Source organism: Streptomyces sp. NBC_00846 (assembly GCF_045207325.1).
In the GTDB taxonomy this organism is placed as follows: Bacteria; Actinomycetota; Actinomycetes; order Streptomycetales; family Streptomycetaceae; genus Streptomyces.
Map to the genome: position 1 here is coordinate 7,832,125 of NZ_CP108846.1, position 19,363 is coordinate 7,851,487.

General features: G+C 69.0%; 19 protein-coding genes and 5 pseudogenes. 10 read left to right on the plus strand and 14 right to left on the minus strand.

The features are described 5' to 3' along the window. Positions 1-15: 15 nt before the first annotated feature. The gene (locus OG936_RS36060; RefSeq protein ID WP_406499994.1) at positions 16-1,197 is read right to left on the minus strand and encodes a GDSL-type esterase/lipase family protein; all 1,182 of its coding nucleotides are present in this window, start codon (positions 1,195-1,197) and stop codon (positions 16-18) included. A 56-nt stretch (positions 1,198-1,253) separates the two neighbouring features. After that, entirely contained in the window at positions 1,254-1,835 is a 582-nt protein-coding gene (locus OG936_RS36065; RefSeq protein WP_383759408.1) for a TetR/AcrR family transcriptional regulator, read from the minus strand. Positions 1,836-1,919: 84 nt separating this feature from the next. On the opposite strand from OG936_RS36065, the gene OG936_RS36070 reads away from it, so the two are divergent. After that, positions 1,920-2,411 carry an FBP domain-containing protein gene (locus OG936_RS36070; RefSeq protein WP_406499995.1) on the plus strand — a complete coding sequence of 164 codons (492 nt, stop codon included), beginning with the start codon at positions 1,920-1,922 and terminating at the stop codon, positions 2,409-2,411. A 114-nt stretch (positions 2,412-2,525) separates the two neighbouring features. Here OG936_RS36070 and OG936_RS36075 read toward each other — a convergent pair. The 3 genes and pseudogenes from OG936_RS36075 to OG936_RS36085 all read right to left on the minus strand — a co-directional run. Beyond that, positions 2,526-2,792, minus strand: a pseudogene (locus tag OG936_RS36075) (Tn3 family transposase); the annotation flags it as partial. 152 nt (positions 2,793-2,944) lie between these two features. Then, a complete protein-coding gene (gene gap, locus OG936_RS36080) occupies positions 2,945-3,943 on the minus strand; it encodes a type I glyceraldehyde-3-phosphate dehydrogenase (RefSeq protein ID WP_406499996.1) in 999 nt (332 codons plus the stop codon). Between the two features lie 111 nt (positions 3,944-4,054). Continuing rightward, on the minus strand, positions 4,055-5,011 hold the full coding sequence (locus OG936_RS36085) for a GlxA family transcriptional regulator (protein ID WP_406499997.1): 957 nt from the start codon (positions 5,009-5,011) through the stop codon (positions 4,055-4,057). Between OG936_RS36085 and OG936_RS36090 the strand changes: the two are divergent. Next, positions 4,991-5,181 (plus strand): annotated as a pseudogene (locus OG936_RS36090) (murein biosynthesis integral membrane protein MurJ); the annotation flags it as partial. The gene OG936_RS36085 and the pseudogene OG936_RS36090 overlap by 21 nt on opposite strands. Before the next feature lie 201 nt (positions 5,182-5,382). Here OG936_RS36090 and OG936_RS36095 read toward each other — a convergent pair. Further along, positions 5,383-5,709: a heme-binding protein gene (locus tag OG936_RS36095; RefSeq protein WP_406499998.1), complete on the minus strand. Its 327-nt coding sequence runs from the start codon at positions 5,707-5,709 to the stop codon at positions 5,383-5,385. Between OG936_RS36095 and OG936_RS36100 the strand changes: the two genes are divergently transcribed. Further along, positions 5,677-5,799: a hypothetical protein gene (locus tag OG936_RS36100; protein WP_406500798.1), complete on the plus strand. Its 123-nt coding sequence runs from the start codon at positions 5,677-5,679 to the stop codon at positions 5,797-5,799. The two genes, OG936_RS36095 and OG936_RS36100, sit on opposite strands and share 33 nt — an antisense overlap. Before the next feature lie 6 nt (positions 5,800-5,805). On the opposite strand, the gene OG936_RS36105 is transcribed toward OG936_RS36100, so the two are convergent. Then, positions 5,806-6,156: a hypothetical protein gene (locus tag OG936_RS36105; RefSeq protein WP_406499999.1), complete on the minus strand. Its 351-nt coding sequence runs from the start codon at positions 6,154-6,156 to the stop codon at positions 5,806-5,808. Between the two features lie 347 nt (positions 6,157-6,503). Next, entirely contained in the window at positions 6,504-7,511 is a 1,008-nt protein-coding gene (locus tag OG936_RS36110) for a zinc-binding dehydrogenase (protein ID WP_406500000.1), read from the minus strand. Positions 7,512-8,798: 1,287 nt separating this feature from the next. Between OG936_RS36110 and OG936_RS36115 the strand changes: the two genes are divergently transcribed. The 3 genes and pseudogenes from OG936_RS36115 to OG936_RS36125 all read left to right on the plus strand — a co-directional run. Further along, entirely contained in the window at positions 8,799-9,125 is a 327-nt protein-coding gene (locus OG936_RS36115) for a hypothetical protein (RefSeq protein WP_406500001.1), read from the plus strand. 563 nt (positions 9,126-9,688) lie between these two features. Further along, a pseudogene (gene thpR / locus OG936_RS36120) lies at positions 9,689-10,162 on the plus strand (RNA 2',3'-cyclic phosphodiesterase); the annotation flags it as partial. A 63-nt stretch (positions 10,163-10,225) separates the two neighbouring features. Further along, positions 10,226-11,887: pseudogene (locus OG936_RS36125) on the plus strand (endonuclease/exonuclease/phosphatase family protein); the annotation flags it as partial. A gap of 70 nt (positions 11,888-11,957) precedes the next feature. Here the strand turns inward: OG936_RS36125 and OG936_RS36130 are convergent. Continuing rightward, positions 11,958-12,044 (minus strand): FAD-linked oxidase C-terminal domain-containing protein, encoded by an 87-nt coding sequence (locus OG936_RS36130; protein ID WP_406500764.1) that lies wholly within the window; start codon positions 12,042-12,044, stop codon positions 11,958-11,960. A gap of 203 nt (positions 12,045-12,247) precedes the next feature. Continuing rightward, positions 12,248-12,421: a hypothetical protein gene (locus OG936_RS36135; RefSeq protein WP_406500002.1), complete on the minus strand. Its 174-nt coding sequence runs from the start codon at positions 12,419-12,421 to the stop codon at positions 12,248-12,250. Between the two features lie 165 nt (positions 12,422-12,586). Here OG936_RS36135 and OG936_RS36140 point away from each other — a divergent pair, with 165 nt between their 5' ends. Next, the gene (locus OG936_RS36140; RefSeq protein ID WP_383759420.1) at positions 12,587-13,048 is read left to right on the plus strand and encodes a hypothetical protein; all 462 of its coding nucleotides are present in this window, start codon (positions 12,587-12,589) and stop codon (positions 13,046-13,048) included. Positions 13,049-13,397: 349 nt separating this feature from the next. Here OG936_RS36140 and OG936_RS36145 read toward each other — a convergent pair whose 3' ends face one another. The 4 genes from OG936_RS36145 to OG936_RS36160 form a co-directional block, all read right to left on the minus strand. After that, on the minus strand, positions 13,398-13,724 hold the full coding sequence (locus OG936_RS36145) for a hypothetical protein (RefSeq protein WP_406500003.1): 327 nt from the start codon (positions 13,722-13,724) through the stop codon (positions 13,398-13,400). 187 nt (positions 13,725-13,911) lie between these two features. Further along, positions 13,912-14,997, minus strand: a complete 1,086-nt coding sequence (locus OG936_RS36150; protein ID WP_406497147.1) for an IS110 family transposase — start codon at positions 14,995-14,997, stop codon at positions 13,912-13,914. Between the two features lie 203 nt (positions 14,998-15,200). Continuing rightward, a complete protein-coding gene (locus OG936_RS36155) occupies positions 15,201-16,586 on the minus strand; it encodes a CocE/NonD family hydrolase (RefSeq protein ID WP_406500004.1) in 1,386 nt (461 codons plus the stop codon). A 494-nt stretch (positions 16,587-17,080) separates the two neighbouring features. Then, a complete protein-coding gene (locus OG936_RS36160) occupies positions 17,081-17,467 on the minus strand; it encodes a transposase (protein ID WP_406500005.1) in 387 nt (128 codons plus the stop codon). A 38-nt stretch (positions 17,468-17,505) separates the two neighbouring features. On the opposite strand from OG936_RS36160, the pseudogene OG936_RS36165 reads away from it, so the two are divergent. The 3 genes and pseudogenes from OG936_RS36165 to OG936_RS36175 all read left to right on the plus strand — a co-directional run. Further along, positions 17,506-17,655 (plus strand): annotated as a pseudogene (locus tag OG936_RS36165) (IS5/IS1182 family transposase); the annotation flags it as partial. A gap of 214 nt (positions 17,656-17,869) precedes the next feature. Beyond that, on the plus strand, positions 17,870-18,418 hold the full coding sequence (locus OG936_RS36170) for a DUF1062 domain-containing protein (protein WP_406500765.1): 549 nt from the start codon (positions 17,870-17,872) through the stop codon (positions 18,416-18,418). A gap of 394 nt (positions 18,419-18,812) precedes the next feature. After that, a complete protein-coding gene (locus OG936_RS36175; protein WP_406500006.1) occupies positions 18,813-19,355 on the plus strand; it encodes a MarR family winged helix-turn-helix transcriptional regulator in 543 nt (180 codons plus the stop codon). Positions 19,356-19,363: the final 8 nt, after the last annotated feature.

The window sequence follows — 19,363 nt, forward strand, 5'->3', positions numbered from 1 at the left end:
CTGTCCGACAGCCGGTCAGTGGTTTTCCGTGGTGAAAGGGCCGCTGTCGAAGGCGAGGTGGGCGAAGCGTTCGCCGATGCGCTGGTGGGTGGCGGGGTCCGGGTGCAGAGCGTCGGGCAGCGGCAGTTCGGCGTGGTCGGCCTCGCCGTAGAGGTCGAGGCCGTGGAGGTAGTGCAGGTTCGGGTCGGTGGCGGCACGCTGCTGGACGATGCGGGCCAGCTCGTCCCGGATCACGGTGAGGGTCAGTTTCCCGGTGGCGCTCTGCGCGGGATCGCCGGTGGCCACGAACCGCAGCCGCCCCTCGCTCATGGCGCTGAGGTCCGGGGCGCTGGGCCCGGGCGTGTTCTCGTGGATGGCGCAGTAGATGGGCGAGACGACCAGCAGCGGGGTGGTGGGGTGCCCGTCGCGGATGGTGTCGAGGAAACCGTGGACGGCCGGGCCGAACGCGCGCAGCCGCATCAGGTCGGCGTTGACGATGTTGATGCCGATCTTGATGCTGATCAGGTCGGCGGGCGTGTCGCGCATGGTGCGGGCGGTGAACGGGTCGAGCAGGGCGCTGCCGCCGAATCCCATGTTGACCAGTTCTACCTTGCCCAGAGCGGCGGCCAGGGCGGGCCAGATCCCGGTTGGGGTGGCAGCGTTGGAGCCGTGGCTGATCGAACTGCCGTGGTGCAGCCAGATCTTGCGGCCGCTGGGCGGTGGTGTGTGGACGGGGGCGTTGGCGCGCAGGGCGGCCAGCTGGGTGGTCTCGTCGTGCGGCAGCCATATCTCGACGTCCTTCTCGTCGTCTGGTAGGTCGGTGAAGCGCAGGGTCTCCACCGGCCCGGGACGGGTTTGTGCGGTCCCGGAGGCCACGTCGATGGTGAGAGTGTCGCCCTCGGTCGCGCTGGCCCGGCCCGCGAGCCGCCCGTCGACGAGGAGCTCGTACACCCCGTCGGGGCGCGGCGGCGCTCCGACGTAGACCCGTTTGGTGGCCACGACGTCCAGTTCGACGGCGGTGGCCCGGGTACGGAAGGCCAGTCGTACTCCGGAGGGCTGTGACTCCGCCATGGCCAGCTGGCCGTCGGGAATCTGCTGCCGGGCGCGCGCGGGCAACCGGTGAGGCAGTACGCCGCGTTCGGTGCGCTCCACGTCGAGGGCGCCGCGCAGGAGGCTGGCGGTGATGGGAGTGGTGGTCCAGTAGTGCTCGGTGTTCATCTCGACGGTCTCTTCGATCAGGAGGGTCGGTTGGCAGAGGCGGCTGGAAGGGTTGGTCAGGAGGTGGTGGGCCAGGTGCGCAGCAGGGCGTCGAGCGCGTTGAGGATCTCGGTCCAGCTCTCCTGCGAATCAGGGGTGCTGTGGCTGAAGCCGCCGGCGGTCTCCAGGCCGACGTAGCCGCTGAAGACGCTGCCCAGCAGCCGTACCGCGTGCGTCTGGTGCGGTTCGGCCAGGTTGTATCCGCGCAGGATCGCCCGCGTCATCCGGGCGTGCCGAACGCCGGCGCTGGCGGCCGCCGTCTGCGGGTCGAGCCGGAACTGGGCTGCGGCGAAGCGCCCCGGGTGCTTGAGGGCGTAGTCGCGGTAGACGTTCGCGAAAGCGGTCAGAGCGTCCTTGCCGGCCCGTCCGGCCACCGCGGTGGAGACCTGGTCGGCGAGTTCCTCCAGGGCGAGCAGAGCGATTTTGGTCTTGAGGTCGTGGGCGTTCTTCACGTGCGAGTACAGGCTCGCGGTCCTGACACCGAACCGCCGGGCGAGTTCCGCGGGGGTCGCCTGCTCGAAGCCGACCTCGTCGGCCAGCTCTGCCCCCGCCCGGACCAGGCGCTCCGTGGTCAGTCCTACCCGTGCGGCCCGTGCCATGCTCATCCTCCGAATTGCTTTCCATTCCTGACATCGATGATTATGCACGTGCCTAATTAGATTAGGCAAATTAGCGTGCCATTTATGAAGTCACTGACTGAGCAAGAGATTCGTACCGCGTTCGTGAACTGCACCAAAGGTGAGGCCAGACGCCTGACCGTCCCCCGCGACCTGGCCGAGCAGTGCTGGGACGACCTGGACTTCCTGGGCTGGCGAGATCCCCAGGCCCCCGACCGGGTCTACCTCGTGACCGAGCTGGACGGCCGGCCGGTCGGCGTCCAGCTGCGCTCCTCCGGCGTCGGCTCCTGGCAGATGCGCCGCAGCATGTGCTCGGTGTGCGTGACCACCCACACCGGGGGCGTCTCCCCCATGGTCGCGCCGAGGTCCGGGAAGGCCGGGCAGCAGGGAAACTCGGTTGGCGTCTACATGTGCAGCGACCTGGCTTGCTCCCTGTATGCACGCGAGAAGAAGGACGCGGGCATCGGCGCACGCCTCCACGAGACCCTCACCCTGGAGGAGAAGGTCCGGCGAACCGTGGCGAACCTTGCCGCGTTCCTTGCCAAGGTGACCGCGTGACCCGGACCCGCCTCCTGGACCCACCCGTATCGCCGCCGCTGCCCGGCCCTGAAGTGGCGGACCGAGGCAACGGCTCGCAAGCTGATCACTTCCCTGGTCGGCCCGGACCGTCGTTCAGTCCTCATCCGCCCTGTTGGCGTCATCCTCAAGCCCGGGGGCATCCGGGGTGCGCAACGGGCGTAGGTTCTCGCGCGGGGCGAAAGCGATGAAGGTGTGGCGGCCCAGGACGTTCCCGTTCAGCTGCTTGAGCGGGGACAGTCGTACGAAGTCCTCATCGCGGATCTCGTGGCCCTCCGCGCGGAGCTGGGTGACCGCAGCGTCGATGTGCCGCGTGGTCCACAGCACCACGGCGTTCAGCATCAGGCTGAGCGAGCCGAGCCGGCCGTAGTAGACGCCGTCGACCGACCGCGCAGGCTCCGGGGTACGCACCCACACCCGGTAGTCTGCCGCCTCCGCACTGCCGTCCTCGCGATCTCGGTGCGACGGCACGCCTACCGGGTCATCGGGATGTGGGTCGAACCCCCGGTGTTCGGTCAGCGGGTGGCGAGGAGCTCGAGCGTGTCGATCACGCGGTTCGAGAAGCCCCACTCGTTGTCGTACCAGGCGACCACCTTGACGTGGCGGCCGTCGACACGGGTGAGGGCCGAGTCGAAGATCGACGAGGCGGGATTGCCCGTGATGTCGGAGGACACGAGCGGGTCGTCCGAGTACTCGAGGATGCCGGCGAGCGGCCCCTCCGCCGCGGCACGGTACGCCGCCAGCACGTCGTCGCGCGTGACGTCGCGGGCGACGGTCGTGTTGAGCTCGACGATCGAGCCCACAGGAACCGGTACGCGGATCGAGTCGCCCGCCAGCTTGCCATCGAGGTTCGGCAGTACGAGGCCGATCGCCTTGGCAGCGCCCGTCGTGGTCGGCACGATGTTGACAGCGGCGGCGCGGGCGCGGCGGGCGTCGCGGTGCGGGCCGTCCTGCAGGTTCTGTTCCTGCGTGTAGGCGTGCACGGTCGTCATGAAGCCGTGCTCGATGTCGGCGAGCCTGTCGAGGACCGCGGCCAGCGGCGCGAGCGCGTTGGTCGTGCACGAGGCGTTCGAGATGATCGTGTGCACGGCCGGGTCGTACGCGTCGGTGTTGACTCCGAACACGAGCGTGACATCGGCGCCGTCCGACGGTGCACTGACGAGCACCTTCTTCGCGCCTGCGCCGAGGTGGGCGCGGGCGGCCGTGGCCGACGTGAAGCGGCCGGTCGCCTCGAGCACGATATCGACGCCGAGCTCGGCCCACGGCAGCTGCGCCGGTTCACGCTCGGCGAGCACCGTGATGCGACGGCCGTCGACGACAAGGGCGTCCCCGTCGGTGGTCACCGGGCGGCCGAGCCGGCCGGCCGTCGTGTCGTAGGCGAGCAGCCGCGCGAGGGTGGCGGGCTCCGTGAGGTCGTTGACGGCGACGACCTCGAGGTCGCTGTCGCGTTCAAGCAGTGCGCGCTGCACATTGCGTCCGATGCGGCCGAATCCGTTGATGGCGATGCGAGTCATGAGTGGTGTCCCTTCGGTTCGCCATCAGGTTCGCTTGCGGCATCCGCCCGTGACAGCGGCGTGAATGCCACGGCTCGAAAGGATCGCGCCAGGGCGGTGGCCGGCGGCGGGCTACTCGCCCCGGGCGAAGGTGCGCCGATACTCGCTCGGCGTGGTGCCGAGGATGCGCTGGAAGTGCAGCCGCAGATTCGCACCGGTCCCGAGACCGACGTCGGCGGCGATCTGCTCGACGCTCCGCACCGAACGCTCGAGCAGCTCACGGGCCACGTCGATGCGGGTACGCATGACCCACTGCATCGGCGTGTACCCCGTGTCTTCCACGAAGCGCCTCGAGAACGTGCGCGGCGACACTGCCGCGTGCTGGGCGAGCACCTCGAGGGTGAGGGGCTCGCCCAGCCGGTGCAACGCCCACTCGCGGGTGGCGGCGAACCGCTCGCCGAGCGGCTCGGGCACGCTGCGTGGCACATACTGCGCCTGACCGCCGCTGCGGTAGGGGGCCGCGACCAGGCGCCGGGCCGCGTGGTTCGACGCGGCCACCCCGAGGTCGCCGCGCAGAATGTGCAGGCACAGGTCGATGCCCGAGGCGGCGCCGGCCGACGTCAGCACGCTGCCCTCGTCGACGAACAGAACGTTCTCGTCGACCTGGACGAGCGGATGCCTCGCGACAAGCGCGCGTGTGTAATGCCAGTGCGTCGTGGCGCGCTTGCCGTCGAGCAGGCCCGTGGCGGCGAGCGCGAAGGCGCCCGTCGAGATGGCGGCGAGCCGCGCGCCCCGGTCGTGGGCCGCGATCAGCGCGTCAATGACGGCCTGCGGCGGGTCGTCGCGGTCTGGGAACCGGTAGCCGGGGATGAAGACGATGTCGGCCCACGCAAGCGCGTCGAGGCCGTGGGCGACGTAGTACGACAGGCCGTCGCTGCCGGTCACGAGACCGGGTGCGGCGCCGCACACCCGCACCTCGTAAGGCATGCTCGCGCGGGTCGTGAACACCTGCGCAGGAATGCCGACATCGAGCGGCTTCGCGCCCTCGAGCACAAGGACGGCGACGCGATACAGACGGGAGGCTGGCACGGGAAAAGAGTACGAGGGGGTGCGGGTCCGGCCCGTTCGATCTTACTGATGGCGCTGGGCACTGTCGTATCCCGCGCTACGGGACTCATCGGGCAGGTGCTGCAGGCCGCGCGCTGGGCACGGGTCTGCTGGCCAGTACCTGCAAAACGGCCAATACGGTGCCGACCAGCACCAGATGCGCTGCACCAAGGTAAGTCGACTCGCCTTTCCACGCGATGCATCCCCGCAGCGCGGCGAAGCCGAGCTCGTCGGCGAGGCGGCCCAGCCGGGCGTGCCCGGTGAGGCCGGGGTATGGGCGGCCCGCCGCGCGGGATCCCGAAACGCGGACTGGGGGCAGGCCATGCGGGGGAGCCTGCCCCTCCGGCGGACGGTCAGGCGAGGGTGGTGAGAACTGTGGTGGCGAAGGCGTGATCCTGCTCAGGCGCACCGCCGCCTACGCCGATGGCGCCGATGAGACGACCGGCACGGTGGACGGGGAGCCGCCGATGGTGAACAGCAACGGCTTGTAGAGCGCGGTGGACAGATTGTGGAATGGGCCGTCGGGCTTGACTGCCTCCACCAGATCGGTGATGGCGCGGTTGAGCTGGAGAGCGGTGCAGGCCTTGCAGGTGCTGGTCTCGCTGTAGATTCAGCACCGCCCAGCCGTCGCGACGGAAGACCAGCGGATGCCGGTCGGCGTCGAGGACGGTGACGCTCACGGCGACACCCGCAGCCTCCGCCGCACGGCGGACCCGCCGCGGGACCCGGACGCCGTCGACCTCGACGGCGATGACGGCGGGCAGGAGTGATTGGGATCAGGCTGCGTAGGCGGGGAAGTCGGCCGCGGCAGGGGTGTGCCGGTGGCCGGCAGTCTGGCCGCGGAGTTCTTCGAGTGCGCTGGCGGTGCGGGCGGAGTCGACGTCGCCGATCGTGTCGATGACATGGTGGCCCAGGTCGAGAGCAGCGTCGATGTTGCCGAGGGCGAGGTGTGCCTCGACCTGGCGGGCCTGGTGGATCAGGGTGCCTCGAGCCGCGTGGTCGCTGTTGTAGGGGTTTTTGTTGGTGAGGGCTGCGCGGAAGTTCTCCAGGGCACGCGGGGACGTGACGAAGCCCTTCCCTCGTTGAAGGGAAGGGCTTCGTGAGCGAGCGCTGGGCAGGCCTTGCACCTGCATTTCCCCGCAGGAAGCGGGGCGTCTTTCCTTGGACCACCAACGCAGCGTCAGTCGCAGTGAGTTACGGCGAACTGCCAAGATCAACTATAGCGCATGCAGGCTGCCGGCCGAGCCTGGCTGTCGCGTGGCGGTATCTGCTGGGATTCCGGCGAACGCGAGACCCTGCTGGATCTGCTTCGCCGGGCTGGGCGGCGGATGGGAAAAGCAAGTGGGGAGCGGCGGCAGCTCCGTCTATGCCATTGGCCGGGCTGCCCGGCCAATGGCCGCTGGCGGACGCGGTCAGTTGCCGATGGCGCACCCTGCGGCCGCTCGAGGGCGCCGTCTCAAGGAGGCAGCGGCGGCTACCAGGGGCGGACGAGGACGAGGCCGACCTTGCCGGGCCGTACCGCGAGCTCCACGGCGCTGGCCAGCTCGCCAAGGCCGTACGTAGCGGCCACCTCGAACTGGTCCTTGAGCCCCAGCGCGATCCGCTTCGCGGTCGCGACGTCGGATGCCCGTCTCCCGGCGGATGCCTCGGACAACCACCGGCCGATGTTCTTGCCCCGCAGCGTCAACGACTTGTTGAGCAGTGTCGACGCGTGCACCGGGATCGCTTCTTCGGCGATTTGCCCGTAACTGACAAGTTTCCCGCCCGGCGTCAACAGGTCCAGAAGGCTCTCTGCCAGCTTCCCGCCGATCGGGTCGAAGGCCACACTGACCGGGCGGCCGTCGGCTGCCTTGCGGACCTCGTCGGCCCAATCCGGATGCTCTGTCGACACGACCGGCACGTCGGGGAACCGCCGGCGCAGCTCGGCGGCACCGCGCTCGCTGCGGACGACGTTGACGAGCGCCAGGTTGTGGAACTGCGACACGCCCGTCACCAGCCGCCCGACCGACGAGCCCGCGGCGGTCTGCACCAGACAGCCGTCGTAACCGAAGGCGAGGTGCTCCTCCGCCTCACGGCGCAGCATCACCATGGTGAGCGGATTCGCCAGCATCTGCGCGGCGACCTCGTCCGACAGCTCGTCCGGTACGGCGACGACCACCTCGGCGTCCGCCACGATCCACTGGGCCCAAGCCCCCGGTTGGGGGAAGACCGTTACGCGACCGCCGACCTTGACATCCGGTGCCACGCGCGTTCCCGGGCCGATGGCCTCCACCACGCCGGTGGCTTCCAGGCCGGCCGGCACCGGCTGTGCAGCTTTCCCCGGGTAGGCCTCGATGGCCTGGAGATCACCGGGGTGCACCGTGAAGGCCGTGGTGCGGATGAGGACCTGGCCGCGCTCGGGCGCTGCCGGCTCCAGCTCCTCGATGATGGTCAGGACGTCGGCGGGCAACCCGCCACGGGTATGGACGACACGACGGTTCATGATTCTCCTCCTGTGCTTTGGTGTGTGCGGAGCTTGGCCGGGGCGTCAGCCGGTGACCCACAGCAGCAGGTGCTTCCGTCGGCGCACCGTCCAACTGCACCAGCTGCCCGCCCTCACACAGACCGCCAAGGTCCAGGGCGGCGAATCCGAAGTGGTCCAGCAAACCGGCCGCGGTCGCCTTCGCTTCGGCGTCGTCGCCCACATGGAAGGCCACTTGCCGTCCGTCGACACGCCGGGGCTCCGCGGCGATGAACCACCCTTCACCCGCGGCATCACCGGCGTCCCAGGGGTTCGCGTCTCGTCCCGGCGCGTCGGCGCCTGGGACGGGGAACCAGTCGGGGCGGGATGGCCTTTGGCGCACGCCTGGTAGCCGACGGGGTGGCCGGACGTGGAACAGGGCGGAAGGTGCCACGGTCCGAACGGTAGGGGGTGCGGGAACCGAGCTTCGGGATCCTGGGGGCCTCCGCGCGTCCGCCGGCGACCCGCCCGGCATGCTCCGTCTCCTACACCGCCCACCCCAGCCCGAGGTCAGCCAACTACTTGAGCTTGTTGACGGTCAGCTTGGCGCGCCGGGACTTGGTGTTCGAAAGGAACACCCGCAATCGCTGCCGGGGCCCGGTCGGCACCAACGGGATCCGTGCCCGCCTCCGCGCCCGTGCCGAAGAGCGGTAGGGCAAGGGACGGGAGGGCAAGCCGGCGCAGGGTGTGTTGAATCATCCCGAGGCGTGCTCCGCGATGAGCCGGCGGCGCTGCCGCGCGCGGCTTGCCAGTTCCTCGCCCAAAGCGGGAAGTTCCGCCAGTCAGCGGGTCCCGTATCTCCGCCTCGGCCACGCCGCTGCACCCGCCTCCGGGCCCCGGACCGCAGCCGGTCCAGACCCTGAGCCGCGGTATCCGGGTTCGCCATCGCGCTCACCACGCCCGCCCCCGAGATCAGCGACGTCGCCCCCAGAGCGGCCTGCGTCACCACCCGGCCCGACACCGACGCCTTCCCTTCCCCAGGTACCGGCTCGGCGGGTGATCCCTGCTCCCGCCGGAATTGCTCCAGCGCCTTGTCGAACTCCTTGAGCGGGCCCCCTTGCTCGGCCAGTTGCCGGGTCGGCTCCGCCAAGGCCTGCTGCACACCGTGGACGTCGTTACTGTTCCAGGCCCGCCTCGCCGAGGAGGTCTGGGACTACGAGCGCTACGCCGGACACCGGGTCCGGGAGGGAGCGCGCGGCACCAACGGCAGCACGCTCCCGCTCTGGCAGCGCGACCGCTACACCCGGAGCGAGCGCTTCCCGACGCTGCATGTCGTTCTGGCGGGCGGGGGGAGCATCGCTGAACAACCGCCTCAACGCGCTCACCGCAGCCGTGCGCGGCATCAGCGTCGCAGTCCTGGTCACTATTCTGCCCCGGCTCCAGCGCGGCGAGCCCTGCTCCGAGATCGGCGTCGACGACGAGCACGGGGCCGTCGATGACGCCCGAGCCCAGGCCCTGGCGATGCTCGCCGACTGCTCGGGCCCGTTCGAGGCCGCCGCCGAGTGGAGGTCCTGGCGCTGGAACCCGGCCTGGCCCATGCCGTGCCTGCCCCGGCGTACCGAGGCTCCGGGACCGGCGAGCGGTCCGCGCTCTTGACCGTCAACACCACCGCGAGCGCCGCCCTTGAACCGGTCGGCCGTTGACCGGCCACCGTAGCCCCGGACAAGCCGGGTGAAACCTGGGCAAACCATCCCCATGCGGCGGGCTTGCCCAGGCCGCGGGGCGGCGCGTCGGGCTGGCTGCTGCCCGTGCCGGACACCCTGGCCGGGCCGACTGCGAAAGGGGAACGATGCGCTGAGACCGCGCGCACCCACCGCCCGGCGACCGTGGCCCGCCCGGCGGCTGCACCTACTGCGTGATGGCACGGCGTCGGATGTCCGCAAAGAGGGTGCGGGCCCCGGCGACACCCGGCGGAAGGAGCCGTCGGTGGTGCCAGACCGAAGCCCACACCCTTCCCTGGCCGACAGGTGCTGCGCCCTCCTGTGGAGCCGTTGCCGGCCCAGCAGCGGCCCGGCCGTGACGCCGCCTGTCGGAAGCGGCTTCCCTGGCATCGTGAGCACGGGCCGCCTCTCGCGCATGACCTGGGCCGTCGCGTCGGCTTACCTGGATGCGGTACGAAGTGCGGTGTGGACGAACTGACTCAGCCCGCGACCGTTCGTGTGTTCATCGCGCTCGCCCCGCCCGACCACGCGAAGGAGGAACTGGCCCGGGAGTTGCGCCCCGCCTATGACACGCACCCTCATATGAGGTGGAACCGCATCGAGGACTGGCACATCACCCTGGCGTTCCTCGGGGAGCTGCCGGCCGGGACGGTTCCGCTCCTGCGCGCGTCTCTCGCCAAACTCGCAGCGGACCACCAGCCATTCTGTCTGGCACTGCGTGGCAGTGGAATCTTCGACGACCGGGTGCTGTGGAGCGGAATCGACGGAGACCTCGATGAGCTGCACACGCTTGCCGCCGATGTGCGTTCCGCGGTCAAGAGCTGTGGTGTCGCCTTCGAGGATCGGCCCCTGCGCCCACATCTGACGCTGGCCCGTGCCCGCCGGGGAGATCGGTCCTCGGCAGGAGAGATCGCCGAAGGGTTCGCCGGGTTCACCGGCTGCCGGTGGTCTGCGGACCGTTTGCACCTGGTCGGCAGCAACGCCGGCCGTAGCCGTGGACCGATCCACTACCGCGACATCGAGGCCTGGGCCCTCGGCAAGAGCGTCACCAACGTTCCCGGCGTGGTCACCGCGGTCCGGGCCGCCGGTACTTCGCGCGGCTTCTGGATCCAGGACACGAACCCGGACAACGACCCGGCCACCAGCGAGGGCGTCTTCGTTTTCACCGGCTCTTCCACGCCGCAGGTCAAGGTGGGCGACTCGGTCCTGGTCTCCGCCAAGGTCACCGAGTACTACCCGGGCGGCAAGGCATCCGGCTCGCAGTCCGTCACCGAGCTGAGCGGCCCGAGGACCACCGTCCTGTCCTCCGGCAACCAGTTGCCCGCGCCCGAGGCGATGGACGCCAAGACGCTGCCCGAGGCCTACGCGCCGAACGCGGAGGGCGGCAGCATCGAGCCCCTCAAGCTGGAGCCGTCCAAGTACGCCCTGGACTGGTACGAGTCCCGCGAAGGCATGCTGGTGCAGGTCCAGGACACCCGCGTGGTGGGTGCCAGCAACACGTACAACGAGACGTGGATCACCACCAAGCCCAAGCAGAACCCGACCCCCAGCGGCGGCACCGTTCTCACCGGCTACAACGAGCTGAACTCCGGGCGCCTGCTGGTCGGTTCGCTGACCGCTGACCAGCTCAAGGCAAACGTCTGCGACACTCTCACCGGTACGACGACCGGCCCGCTGGACTACGCCAACTTCGGTGGCTACAACATCCAGGCCACCAACTTCGGCAAGGTCAAGTCCGGCGGCCTCAAGCCGGATGTGGCGAAGCCGGGCAAGGCCAACGAGCTCTCCGTCGCCACGTACAACGTGGAGAACCTTGCCCCGCAGAACCCGCAGAGCAAGTTCGACCAGCTGGCCCAGGGCATCGTCAAGAACCTCGCCACCCCGGACGTCGTGAGCCTGGAGGAGATCCAGGACAACAACGGCGCCACGGACGACGGCAAGGTCGCCGCCGACCAGACGCTCGCCAAGTTCACCGACGCCATCAAGAAGGCCGGCGGCCCGGCGTAAGAGTGGCGCTCCATCGACCCGGAGAGTAAGACCGACGGCGGCGAGCCCGGCGGAAACATCCGTAACGTGTTCCTCTTCAACCCGAAGCGCGTCAGCTTCGTGGACCGTCCGGGCGGCGACGCCACCACCCCCGTAAAGGTCGTCGACAGCGGCAAGAAGGGGATCACCCTGTCGGCCTCCCCCGGCCGTGTCAACCCGACGTCCGATGCCTGGAAGAGCAGCCGCAAGCCGCTGGTCGGCGAGTTCACGTTCCGGGGCCAGCAGGTCTTCATCATCGGCAACCACTTCAACTCCAAGGGCGGCGACCAGCCGACCCACGGCGTCTTCCAGCCGCCGACGCTGGGCTCCGAGACGCAGCGTCTGTCCCAGGCCAAGGAGGTCAACACCTTCGTCTCCAGCCTGCTCGCCAAGGACAAGAACGCCAAGGTAGTCGTTCTCGGTGACATGAACGACTACCAGTACTCCACGCCGCTCACCACGCTCACCCAGGGCGGAGTCCTCACCGACCTGATCAACAAGCTGCCGGTGGGCGAGCGGTACAGCTACGTCTACGACGGCAACTCGCAGACGCTGGACCACATCCTCGTCACCCCGGGGATCCACAACCCCGGGTACGAACTGGTTCACGTCAATGCGGAGTTCTCCGACCAGACGAGCGACCACGACCCGCAGGTCGTTCGCATCAAGTAACGCGAAGATCCCAGTGATCTGTGGCGTGCACGCGTTCGACGCGTGCACGCCACACGTGCGTTCAGGCCGCTCAGATCACCTTGCCCGGGTTGAGGACGGCGTGCGAGTCGAAGGCGGACTTCAGCCGCCGCTGCAGAGCGAGGCTGTCCGGGCCCAGTTGGTCGGCGAGCCGCTACCGCTTGAGCGTGCCCACACCGCGGACCGCTCTCCGGCGCGTACGCGGACGGCCACCGCCTTCGCGTGGAGCGCGCACCTCGACCATGACCTGCTCGAACACGCTGCCACCGTGAGCCTGGCCAGGCGTGACGAGCAGGCCGAGAGGCCGACGTCCGCCTTCGCCCGCCAGGTTGATCCCGGTGGTCAGGCCGCCGAGCGAGCGCCCGAAACCCTCGTCAGCTCGGTGTCGGGCGAGCCCCCTGCCCCCTTGGCCGGGGCGGCCTCGCGGGCGTCGGCGGCGTGCTGGTGGACCCGGCAGACGGTTGAGTCGATACCGGCTTGGCTCCCGTCCAGACCGCCCACGACAACGACAATCAAGGAGGCCGCCTCAGTTCCAAGATCGATTGATCATTTGCTGGACGGGGCCCAGATCCGTGCCCGGGGGCAGGCGCGGCCGCTGGGGGACTGCTGGATCCCCGCTCTGCGCCTACCGCTAGAGTGCGGTGCTTGTTCGATTCGCCGCGAGGCGGAGGGGGAGGGGTTGTGAGCGCACAACTGAGAGACACCGCCGTTGAGTTGGCGGAGATCTTGTGGCGGGAACACGCCGTGTACCGGGAGCGGTCCGGCGGCGTGGTCATCCGGGGTGAGCATGTACGGCGGTGGATCAGCCTCGCTCCGGCGGGCGGCCGGGACGAGGTCCTCGTTCGCGCGGGGCGCATCCTGGACGGCGGCACCACTGCTCCGGCGCGATCGGAGGCCGTGGTGCCCCTCTCCGCCGGTACTGGCGTGCTCGCCGCTACCTGCCGTCGCCTGCTCGCCGAGGCGGCGGCCGATGCGGCGCCGGTCGTCCCGGGACGGGCAGCGACCGGGCGGCCCAATCGCCCCGGAAAGGCCGCGCGACTCAAAGACAGTGGGAAACACACCAGTTTCGGTTCATGGGTGATCCTTGGCTGCGTCGCCGGTGTGATCGCCCTGTACGTCTACAGCACCGCGATGCACGGTTAGTGGCTCGTCTCGCATCGTTGGGTGGGCAGTCGACGTCCCGTCTGATGGTCAGCAGACTCACCGAGCGGCTCGGTGGCCTGTACGCCCTGGAGCGCATCATGCGCGACTCGGAGAACATCACGAAACGGTTGTCGAGGTGTTGGCCACGTTCGTTCGGCAACGTGCCCCAAGGGGGATGCCGATGAGCAGCCGCTGGGTCCCCCGGCAGAGGACGTCTGTGCCGCGTCGAACGTGCTGGGCCGCAGACCTCAGCGCCATGAGCCGTTCAGCCTGAACCTTGATCACCATCGCCACGCGATACGCCACGGTGCCCGGCACCCGCCTGGGCGGGTGCCGGGCAGCCGCTAGGTCATCCGTTCTTCGAGATGCCCAGTGGGAAGGTGGGGGTGCCGACCTTGTTCAGCGTGGTGGTGTTCGCCCTCACGTACGTGTCCAGGTACGGCGAGCGGTCACCCTGGGTCGGCGAGTCGAACCGCGGGTCCTGCACCTCGAGGGCGAGCCGCGCGTCGGAGACCGTGATCGTCTCACCCGAGGGAACGCTCCGCCAGCCGTTCGAGGTGATGGTTCCGATCTGGACCCCCAGCTGGTGGCCTTGCTCGAAAGTCCAGTCCGTCGCCTTCAGGACGAAGGAGGTTGATCCGCTGCTCTCCAGCAGTGCGACGTTCTCGTTGAACATCGTCGCCCTGCCGTCCGGAGCGACGTCCCACAGCCGTGCCCAGACGTTGCCCTGCCCCCTGGTCTTCAGCGTGATCTCCGGGCTGCCCGTGATCCGTACCTGCTCAGCGGCGGGCGTGGACCAGGTCCAATAGCTGTTGGTGGGTGCGTCGGCGCTGAGCGCACTCGTCTGGATGCTCCTATGTTTGTCAAGCCGCTGGAGCCAGGTCGGTTTGAGTGGTTCGTTCGGTTGGTGTGTGGGTCAGGGCGCGGTAGACCTCGCGGGCGACGAATCGCTTGAGGCAGCGCATGATGTCCTTTTTGTTCAGCCCTTGCTTGGTGCGGCGTTCGACGTAGGCGCGGGTGCGTTCGTCGAAGCGCATGCGGGTGAGGACGATGGTGTGCAGGGCGTTGTTCGCGGCCCGGTCGCCGCCACGGTTGAGTCGATGGCGGTGGGTGCGGCCGGAGGAGGCCGGGATCGGGGCGACCCCGGCCAGGTGCGCGAACGCGCCCTCGGACCGCATCCGTTCGGGGTTGTCCCCGGCCGAGGCCAGCAGCTGGCCGGCAGTCTCGGGGCCGACACCGAACAGCTCCAGCAACGCCGGGGCGGCCTGCTTGACCAGCGGGCCGATCTCGGTGTCCAGCTCGGCGATCTCAGCATCCAGGGCCTGGTGACGGCGGGCGAGCCGACGCAGCGATGCCCGGGTCGCCGCAAGCGGGCGGGACAGGTCGTCCCCGGGCCGCAGCCGGGCGAGCGTGCGTATCAGCACGGCCCTGTCCAGTCCCGCGACCTGTTCGCGCAGCATCGCCGGGGCCGAAACAAGCAGACCACGGATCTGGTTCATCGCCTGGGTGCGGGCCTTGACCGCGCTGCGGCGGGCGATCCGCAGAACCCGCACGGCCTCGACCACACCGTCCCGGCTCTTCGGCGTGCCGGTGGCACGGCCAGACAGCACGGCCGTGGCGGCGGCGTAGGCGTCGATCGGGTCGGACTTGCCCTTCATCCTGCGCGTCTTGCGGTCCGGCCGGTCCACGTCGACGACGCTGACCCCGGCGGCGGTCAGCACCCGGGCGAGCTCCGCTCCGTAGGCGCCGGTGCCCTCCACACCCACCGCGACGAGCGTGCCGTGCGAGCGCATCCAGTCCAGCAGGTCCCGGTAGCCGCGGATCGTGGCGGGGAACTCCTGGTCGGCCAGGTGCCGGCCGACCGGGTCGATCACGGCCGCGTGGTGCGTCAGGCCGTGGGTGTCGACTCCGCCGGTGATCTGCGGGCCGTCGTGCGTCATGCTGGTCATGTCCGTCCTTGTGTATCCGTTCCGAGGGCGGCACGCGCCGGTCGGGCGGGTGGACAAGACAGTGACGGGGCTTCTGGACCAAGCTCCTATAAGGTCACAAACGCCCGTCCGGCCGCGTGCGTGGTGACGCCCGGCGGGCCGACAAATCCCAAACAGGACAGTCGAGACGTCAGTCAGTCGGCGAGTCAGACCCACCCGCAGCGTCACCACGTCACATCCTCACTGTCAGTCGTCAGCGAGCCGACCTCCGACGCGTACTCGATGTCCCAGCCCTGAGACTCCGGCGCCGTCATCGACAGGGCGGCCTTCTGCGCCTTGCCGCCGTCGTCAACGTACTGCCCGGGCGCCAGCCGCACCTTGTACGAGTCGTTGGTCACCGGCCAGGTCGGCTGGGCGCGCCAGTGGCCGAGGCTGTCCTCGAGGGAGAACGCAGGGTCGGTCACCGACGGTCCGATGCCGCGGAGGTACTGGTCGTAGAACCGCATCACCTCGTCGAACCAGCCCGCCCGTCCCATCTTGAGCCGGCCACTGGCATTGGTCTCGTTACCGCGCACGTGTTCCCACTGGCCGATCCAACCACGCTGCGGGCCCTGATGGTTGGCCAGGTACTTCTGCATCTCCTCGGGCTTGGTGTTGTCCTCGATGAAGCCCGACGTGACGAACAGCGGCGTCTGGGATCCGGCGGCGCGGGAGGCGAAATCGCGGGCACGCCAGAACGGCGACTTCGGGTCGGGGTTCTGGGTGTTGGTGAGGTTGTCACTCTCGCACTCGGGGTGGTTCTTCTCGTACCCCGCGTTCGCCTTGTAGTGGTCGCTGTCATCGGCCAGCGGCGCCATGGTCGCGATCGAGTAGTAACTCCGCGGGGTGCTGGTCACGTTGGAACGCGACACCCCGTTGCTGTACAGGTAGTTGTATCTGTTCCACGTCGGCTCTTGGGAAACGATCGCCCGCAGAGGCTTGAGCTTGAGGGTATTGGCCGCCAGCCCGGTGTTGGCGTCGTACGACTTGCCGTACATGCCGACCTTGCCAGTGGACCACGGCCGGCTCGCTGCCCACTCGACGGCCGCCTTGATGTCAGCCTGTTCCCCCGGGCCGAGAAAGTCCAGGCACCCAGTGCTGCCGCCGAAGCCGCGCAGGTCCACCATCACGAAGGTGTATCCACGCTCCATGAGCCGCGCGCCGTCGATGAAATCCTGAAAGCGCGCCGATGGCCCGACCCGGTCCCACCCTGCGGGAGCAGTCTCCCCCGCGTGGGAGAAGTACGGGCCCACCGACAGGATCACCGGCGTCTTCGCATCCGCCGGCAGGTCTGCCGGGCGCAGCACGTCGGCGTGCAGCTCGACCCCGCTGCCGTCCGAGGAAGGGAAATAGTGCTGCGTCCAGAGCGAGCCCTTCGGGACCCGGTCGTTCTCCTCGTGCGTGACGGGGCCGGTCGCGGTGGCCACCACCTCCGACCGGGCCTGTGCTGCGGTGGCGGACCCGGATGTCGTGCCGGGCTCTGCGGCGGCTGATCCGGCGAGCGTGCCGGTCAACGCGAAGGTGGTGATGACGGCTGAGGCGGCCCAGGCGGCCGTGCGACGTCTTCTCACTTGCTCCTCCTGGATTTGTCGGTACCGGGCGGTGCAGGTGGTGCTGTCGGACAGCGACCCCGAACCCGCCGTCGACGGGTCGCCGAGGGGCGGCCGCGCGCAGACGGACGGAATCTGGATTCCGGGTGCGCTCCGGAGCCGATGGCGAGGCAGCCTATGATCATCATTGGCACGCGTCAACAGAGTGGTATGAGCGACGTGTTGCTGGTGTGGCCGCAGGTGTCCCGACCGGGGCTGATCACGGCGGCTCACAGGAGCGCGTAAAGCGACGGAGCCCGGGCGCGCCCGAGGGCAGGGTCGTCGCATGCGGCCGGTGTCCGACGGGCGTTCGGCCGTCCGGCGCCCCCCCCACAGCGCGGCCGGCACTCGCCCGACACGGATCACCGTGATCTCGTGGGCCAGGGCCTCATCCGCCCGTTGCCGCGTTACGCGGGCTTCCCGTTCGGCCACCCATGCGTAGTACGCGGAGCGGGCCGTCTTCATCACCGCGCACATCAGCGTGATGGTGTAGTACGCATTCTCCGCGTGGATGAACGGCATACCGTGCTCACCGGTCGCTCTTCTTCGCGAAGAAGGCTGTCGCTTTTTTCATTCTCGATCGTCTTCACCTGCTCAGCGGTCCGCTTCCGCAGCCGCTTCAGTTCCTCGTCCCGACCGTCGGCGGCCCGCGCGGCACCGGGTAACGGTCCGGTGTCCTGGGCGGTGCGGGCCTTCTTCACCCACCCCCGCAAGGACTCCGCGCTGACCCCGAGATCCCGGGCGACCTCGGTCACTGTTTGGTCCGACGATCGCACGAGTTCGACCGCGTCCCGCTTGCACTCCTCCGAGTACCGCTTCGTGTACTTACTTCCCACCTGGCACTGCTTCCTCTGGGCTCTCACGTCCCAGTCTCCAGGTGTCCACGATCAAGGGGAAGCTTCACTACAAGCGTAGGAGCAAGGCCGAGCGGACGATCAACAGGCTCAAGAACATTCGGGCCGTGGCCACGAGGTACGACAAGCGGGCCTACGTCTTCCACGGCACCGTCACCGTCACCGTCGCCGCGATCCGGCTCTGGCTTCGGCCGTGATCCGCCGGACAGAACCCGGCGGTGAGGCGCTGGAAAACCAGTGGAGCAGCGCTGCTGTGAGCCACTACCGTGCTGCCGAACCAAGTCGTCTGGGCAAGGACATGCCGTTGTACACCCTGTGAGACCTCCCGAGCGCTGAATCGTCGCGCGTCGCGCATGTGCGCCGCGCTCCTTTTTGCTGCGGACTTCTCACTGAAACCGGTGTACTTCTGTGCTGCTCAAAAACTGGGTGGTCGTGCCCACCTGCCTGCCGCTCATTCTCCGCCGTTGCCACACGTGCGCGTCCGAGCGCTTCCGAGCAAGCGGTAAATTCCGCGTCACCGCAAACCACAAGCTCATCGACGCCTGGCTCCTCGCGCTCTGTACCGCTTGCGGGGAAACTGCAAAGCTCACGGTCCTGGAGCGGATGAATGTGCGCTCCGTACGACCTGGGCTGCTGGACCGGCTGCATGACAACGACCCTGGCCTGACAGCTGAGCTGCTCCAGGATCCGCTCGTGCGGCGCCGTAATCGCATCGCCCTCGACTGGGACAACACCTGGCGCCTGGACACCGGCGGATCGGATCACCTGGACCGCGAGGTGATCGACGTCTCTGTCCGCTTTGCGGCGCGGATCCCTGTCCGGCCGGTGCGACTGATCGCTGAAGGTTGCGGTCTTTCGCGGGCCGAGGTCGAGAGACTGATCACGGAGGGGAAACTCGTTTCGACAGTCCGGCTGAGCGGCAAGCTCTCCGGCGACTTCACCTTCATGCTCAAGCGCTGAGCCCTCCTCGGGACCAGGGGCCTGTCCGGCAAGATCCGCCGGGCAGGCCCCGGACCGCCCGGCCACCAGGGCCGGCGGCCGGAAGCGCGATCCATCCGCGTGAGAAGGCAGACACCGCCCGCTCGGTCGGTCAGGTGGCGCAGGACTTGGACTTGCCCGAGACCGTGGCGCAGATGTGGAACATGCGTAAGCTCACACCTTTCACGGTCGGCGCATTCCCCCGCACCACGGTGACCTGCGCAGAACCCGCTCAACGACCCCGTACATGCCGACGAACCGCGGAACTCCGGGGAGTGCGACGGGCAGAATGCCCCTTCGCGACGGTGACAGGGCAACCGTACTGTCCCCAGCGGCGGGCCGCCCTCGGCCATCGTGCCGATATCCTGGTCCCGAGATGAGCAAGGACGACGTGAACAAGGCCGTGAGTGACGGCGATAGCGTGGACGCGATGCTGGCCGAATGGCGCAGCGAGTGGCCCGAACTCGATGTGTCGTCGAGCGTGGTGGTGGCACGCCTGCTACGGGCGGCCCGGCTTCTGGATGAGCTGTTCGCGACCCGACTGCGCCGTTCGGAAGGGATGCCCATTGCGAATGTCGGCGACTTCGACCTGCTTCAGGCGCTGCGACGTAGCGGCCCTCCTTATGCGCTGACGCCAGGTCAGTTGCGCCGGGCGCTCGAGGTGTCCTCGGCCGGCTTGACCGGACGGCTCAACCGACTGGAGCGGGAGGGGTGGATCGAGCGCGGCCCCTCTCCCGTCGACGGCAGAAGCATCCTGGTGGGTCTGACGCAGGAGGGACGGGCGAGTTTCGATCGCACGGTGAGACGCCACTTCAGCCTGGAACAAGATGTCCTGTCCGTCCTGGAACCACGTGAACGCGCCGCGATCGCGGACGCCCTGCGCAAGCTTCTGGTCTCCCTTGAGCAGGACGCCCGCTGACCGCGGAC

What these genes read in the sequence shown, in the direction of transcription:
- OG936_RS36175 (WP_406500006.1), top strand. Translation starts at nt 18,813, where the DNA reads ATGAGCAAGGACGACGTGAACAAGGCCGTGAGTGACGGCGATAGCGTG.
- OG936_RS36110 (WP_406500000.1), bottom strand. Translation starts at nt 7,511, where the DNA reads ATGAACCGTCGTGTCGTCCATACCCGTGGCGGGTTGCCCGCCGACGTC.
- OG936_RS36115 (WP_406500001.1), top strand. Translation starts at nt 8,799, where the DNA reads ATGTCGTTCTGGCGGGCGGGGGGAGCATCGCTGAACAACCGCCTCAAC.
- OG936_RS36065 (WP_383759408.1), bottom strand. Translation starts at nt 1,835, where the DNA reads ATGGCACGGGCCGCACGGGTAGGACTGACCACGGAGCGCCTGGTCCGG.
- OG936_RS36100 (WP_406500798.1), top strand. Translation starts at nt 5,677, where the DNA reads ATGCCGGTCGGCGTCGAGGACGGTGACGCTCACGGCGACACCCGCAGC.
- OG936_RS36150 (WP_406497147.1), bottom strand. Translation starts at nt 14,997, where the DNA reads ATGACCAGCATGACGCACGACGGCCCGCAGATCACCGGCGGAGTCGAC.
- gap (WP_406499996.1), bottom strand. Translation starts at nt 3,943, where the DNA reads ATGACTCGCATCGCCATCAACGGATTCGGCCGCATCGGACGCAATGTG.
- OG936_RS36070 (WP_406499995.1), top strand. Translation starts at nt 1,920, where the DNA reads ATGAAGTCACTGACTGAGCAAGAGATTCGTACCGCGTTCGTGAACTGC.
- OG936_RS36060 (WP_406499994.1), bottom strand. Translation starts at nt 1,197, where the DNA reads ATGAACACCGAGCACTACTGGACCACCACTCCCATCACCGCCAGCCTC.
- OG936_RS36145 (WP_406500003.1), bottom strand. Translation starts at nt 13,724, where the DNA reads ATGTTCAACGAGAACGTCGCACTGCTGGAGAGCAGCGGATCAACCTCC.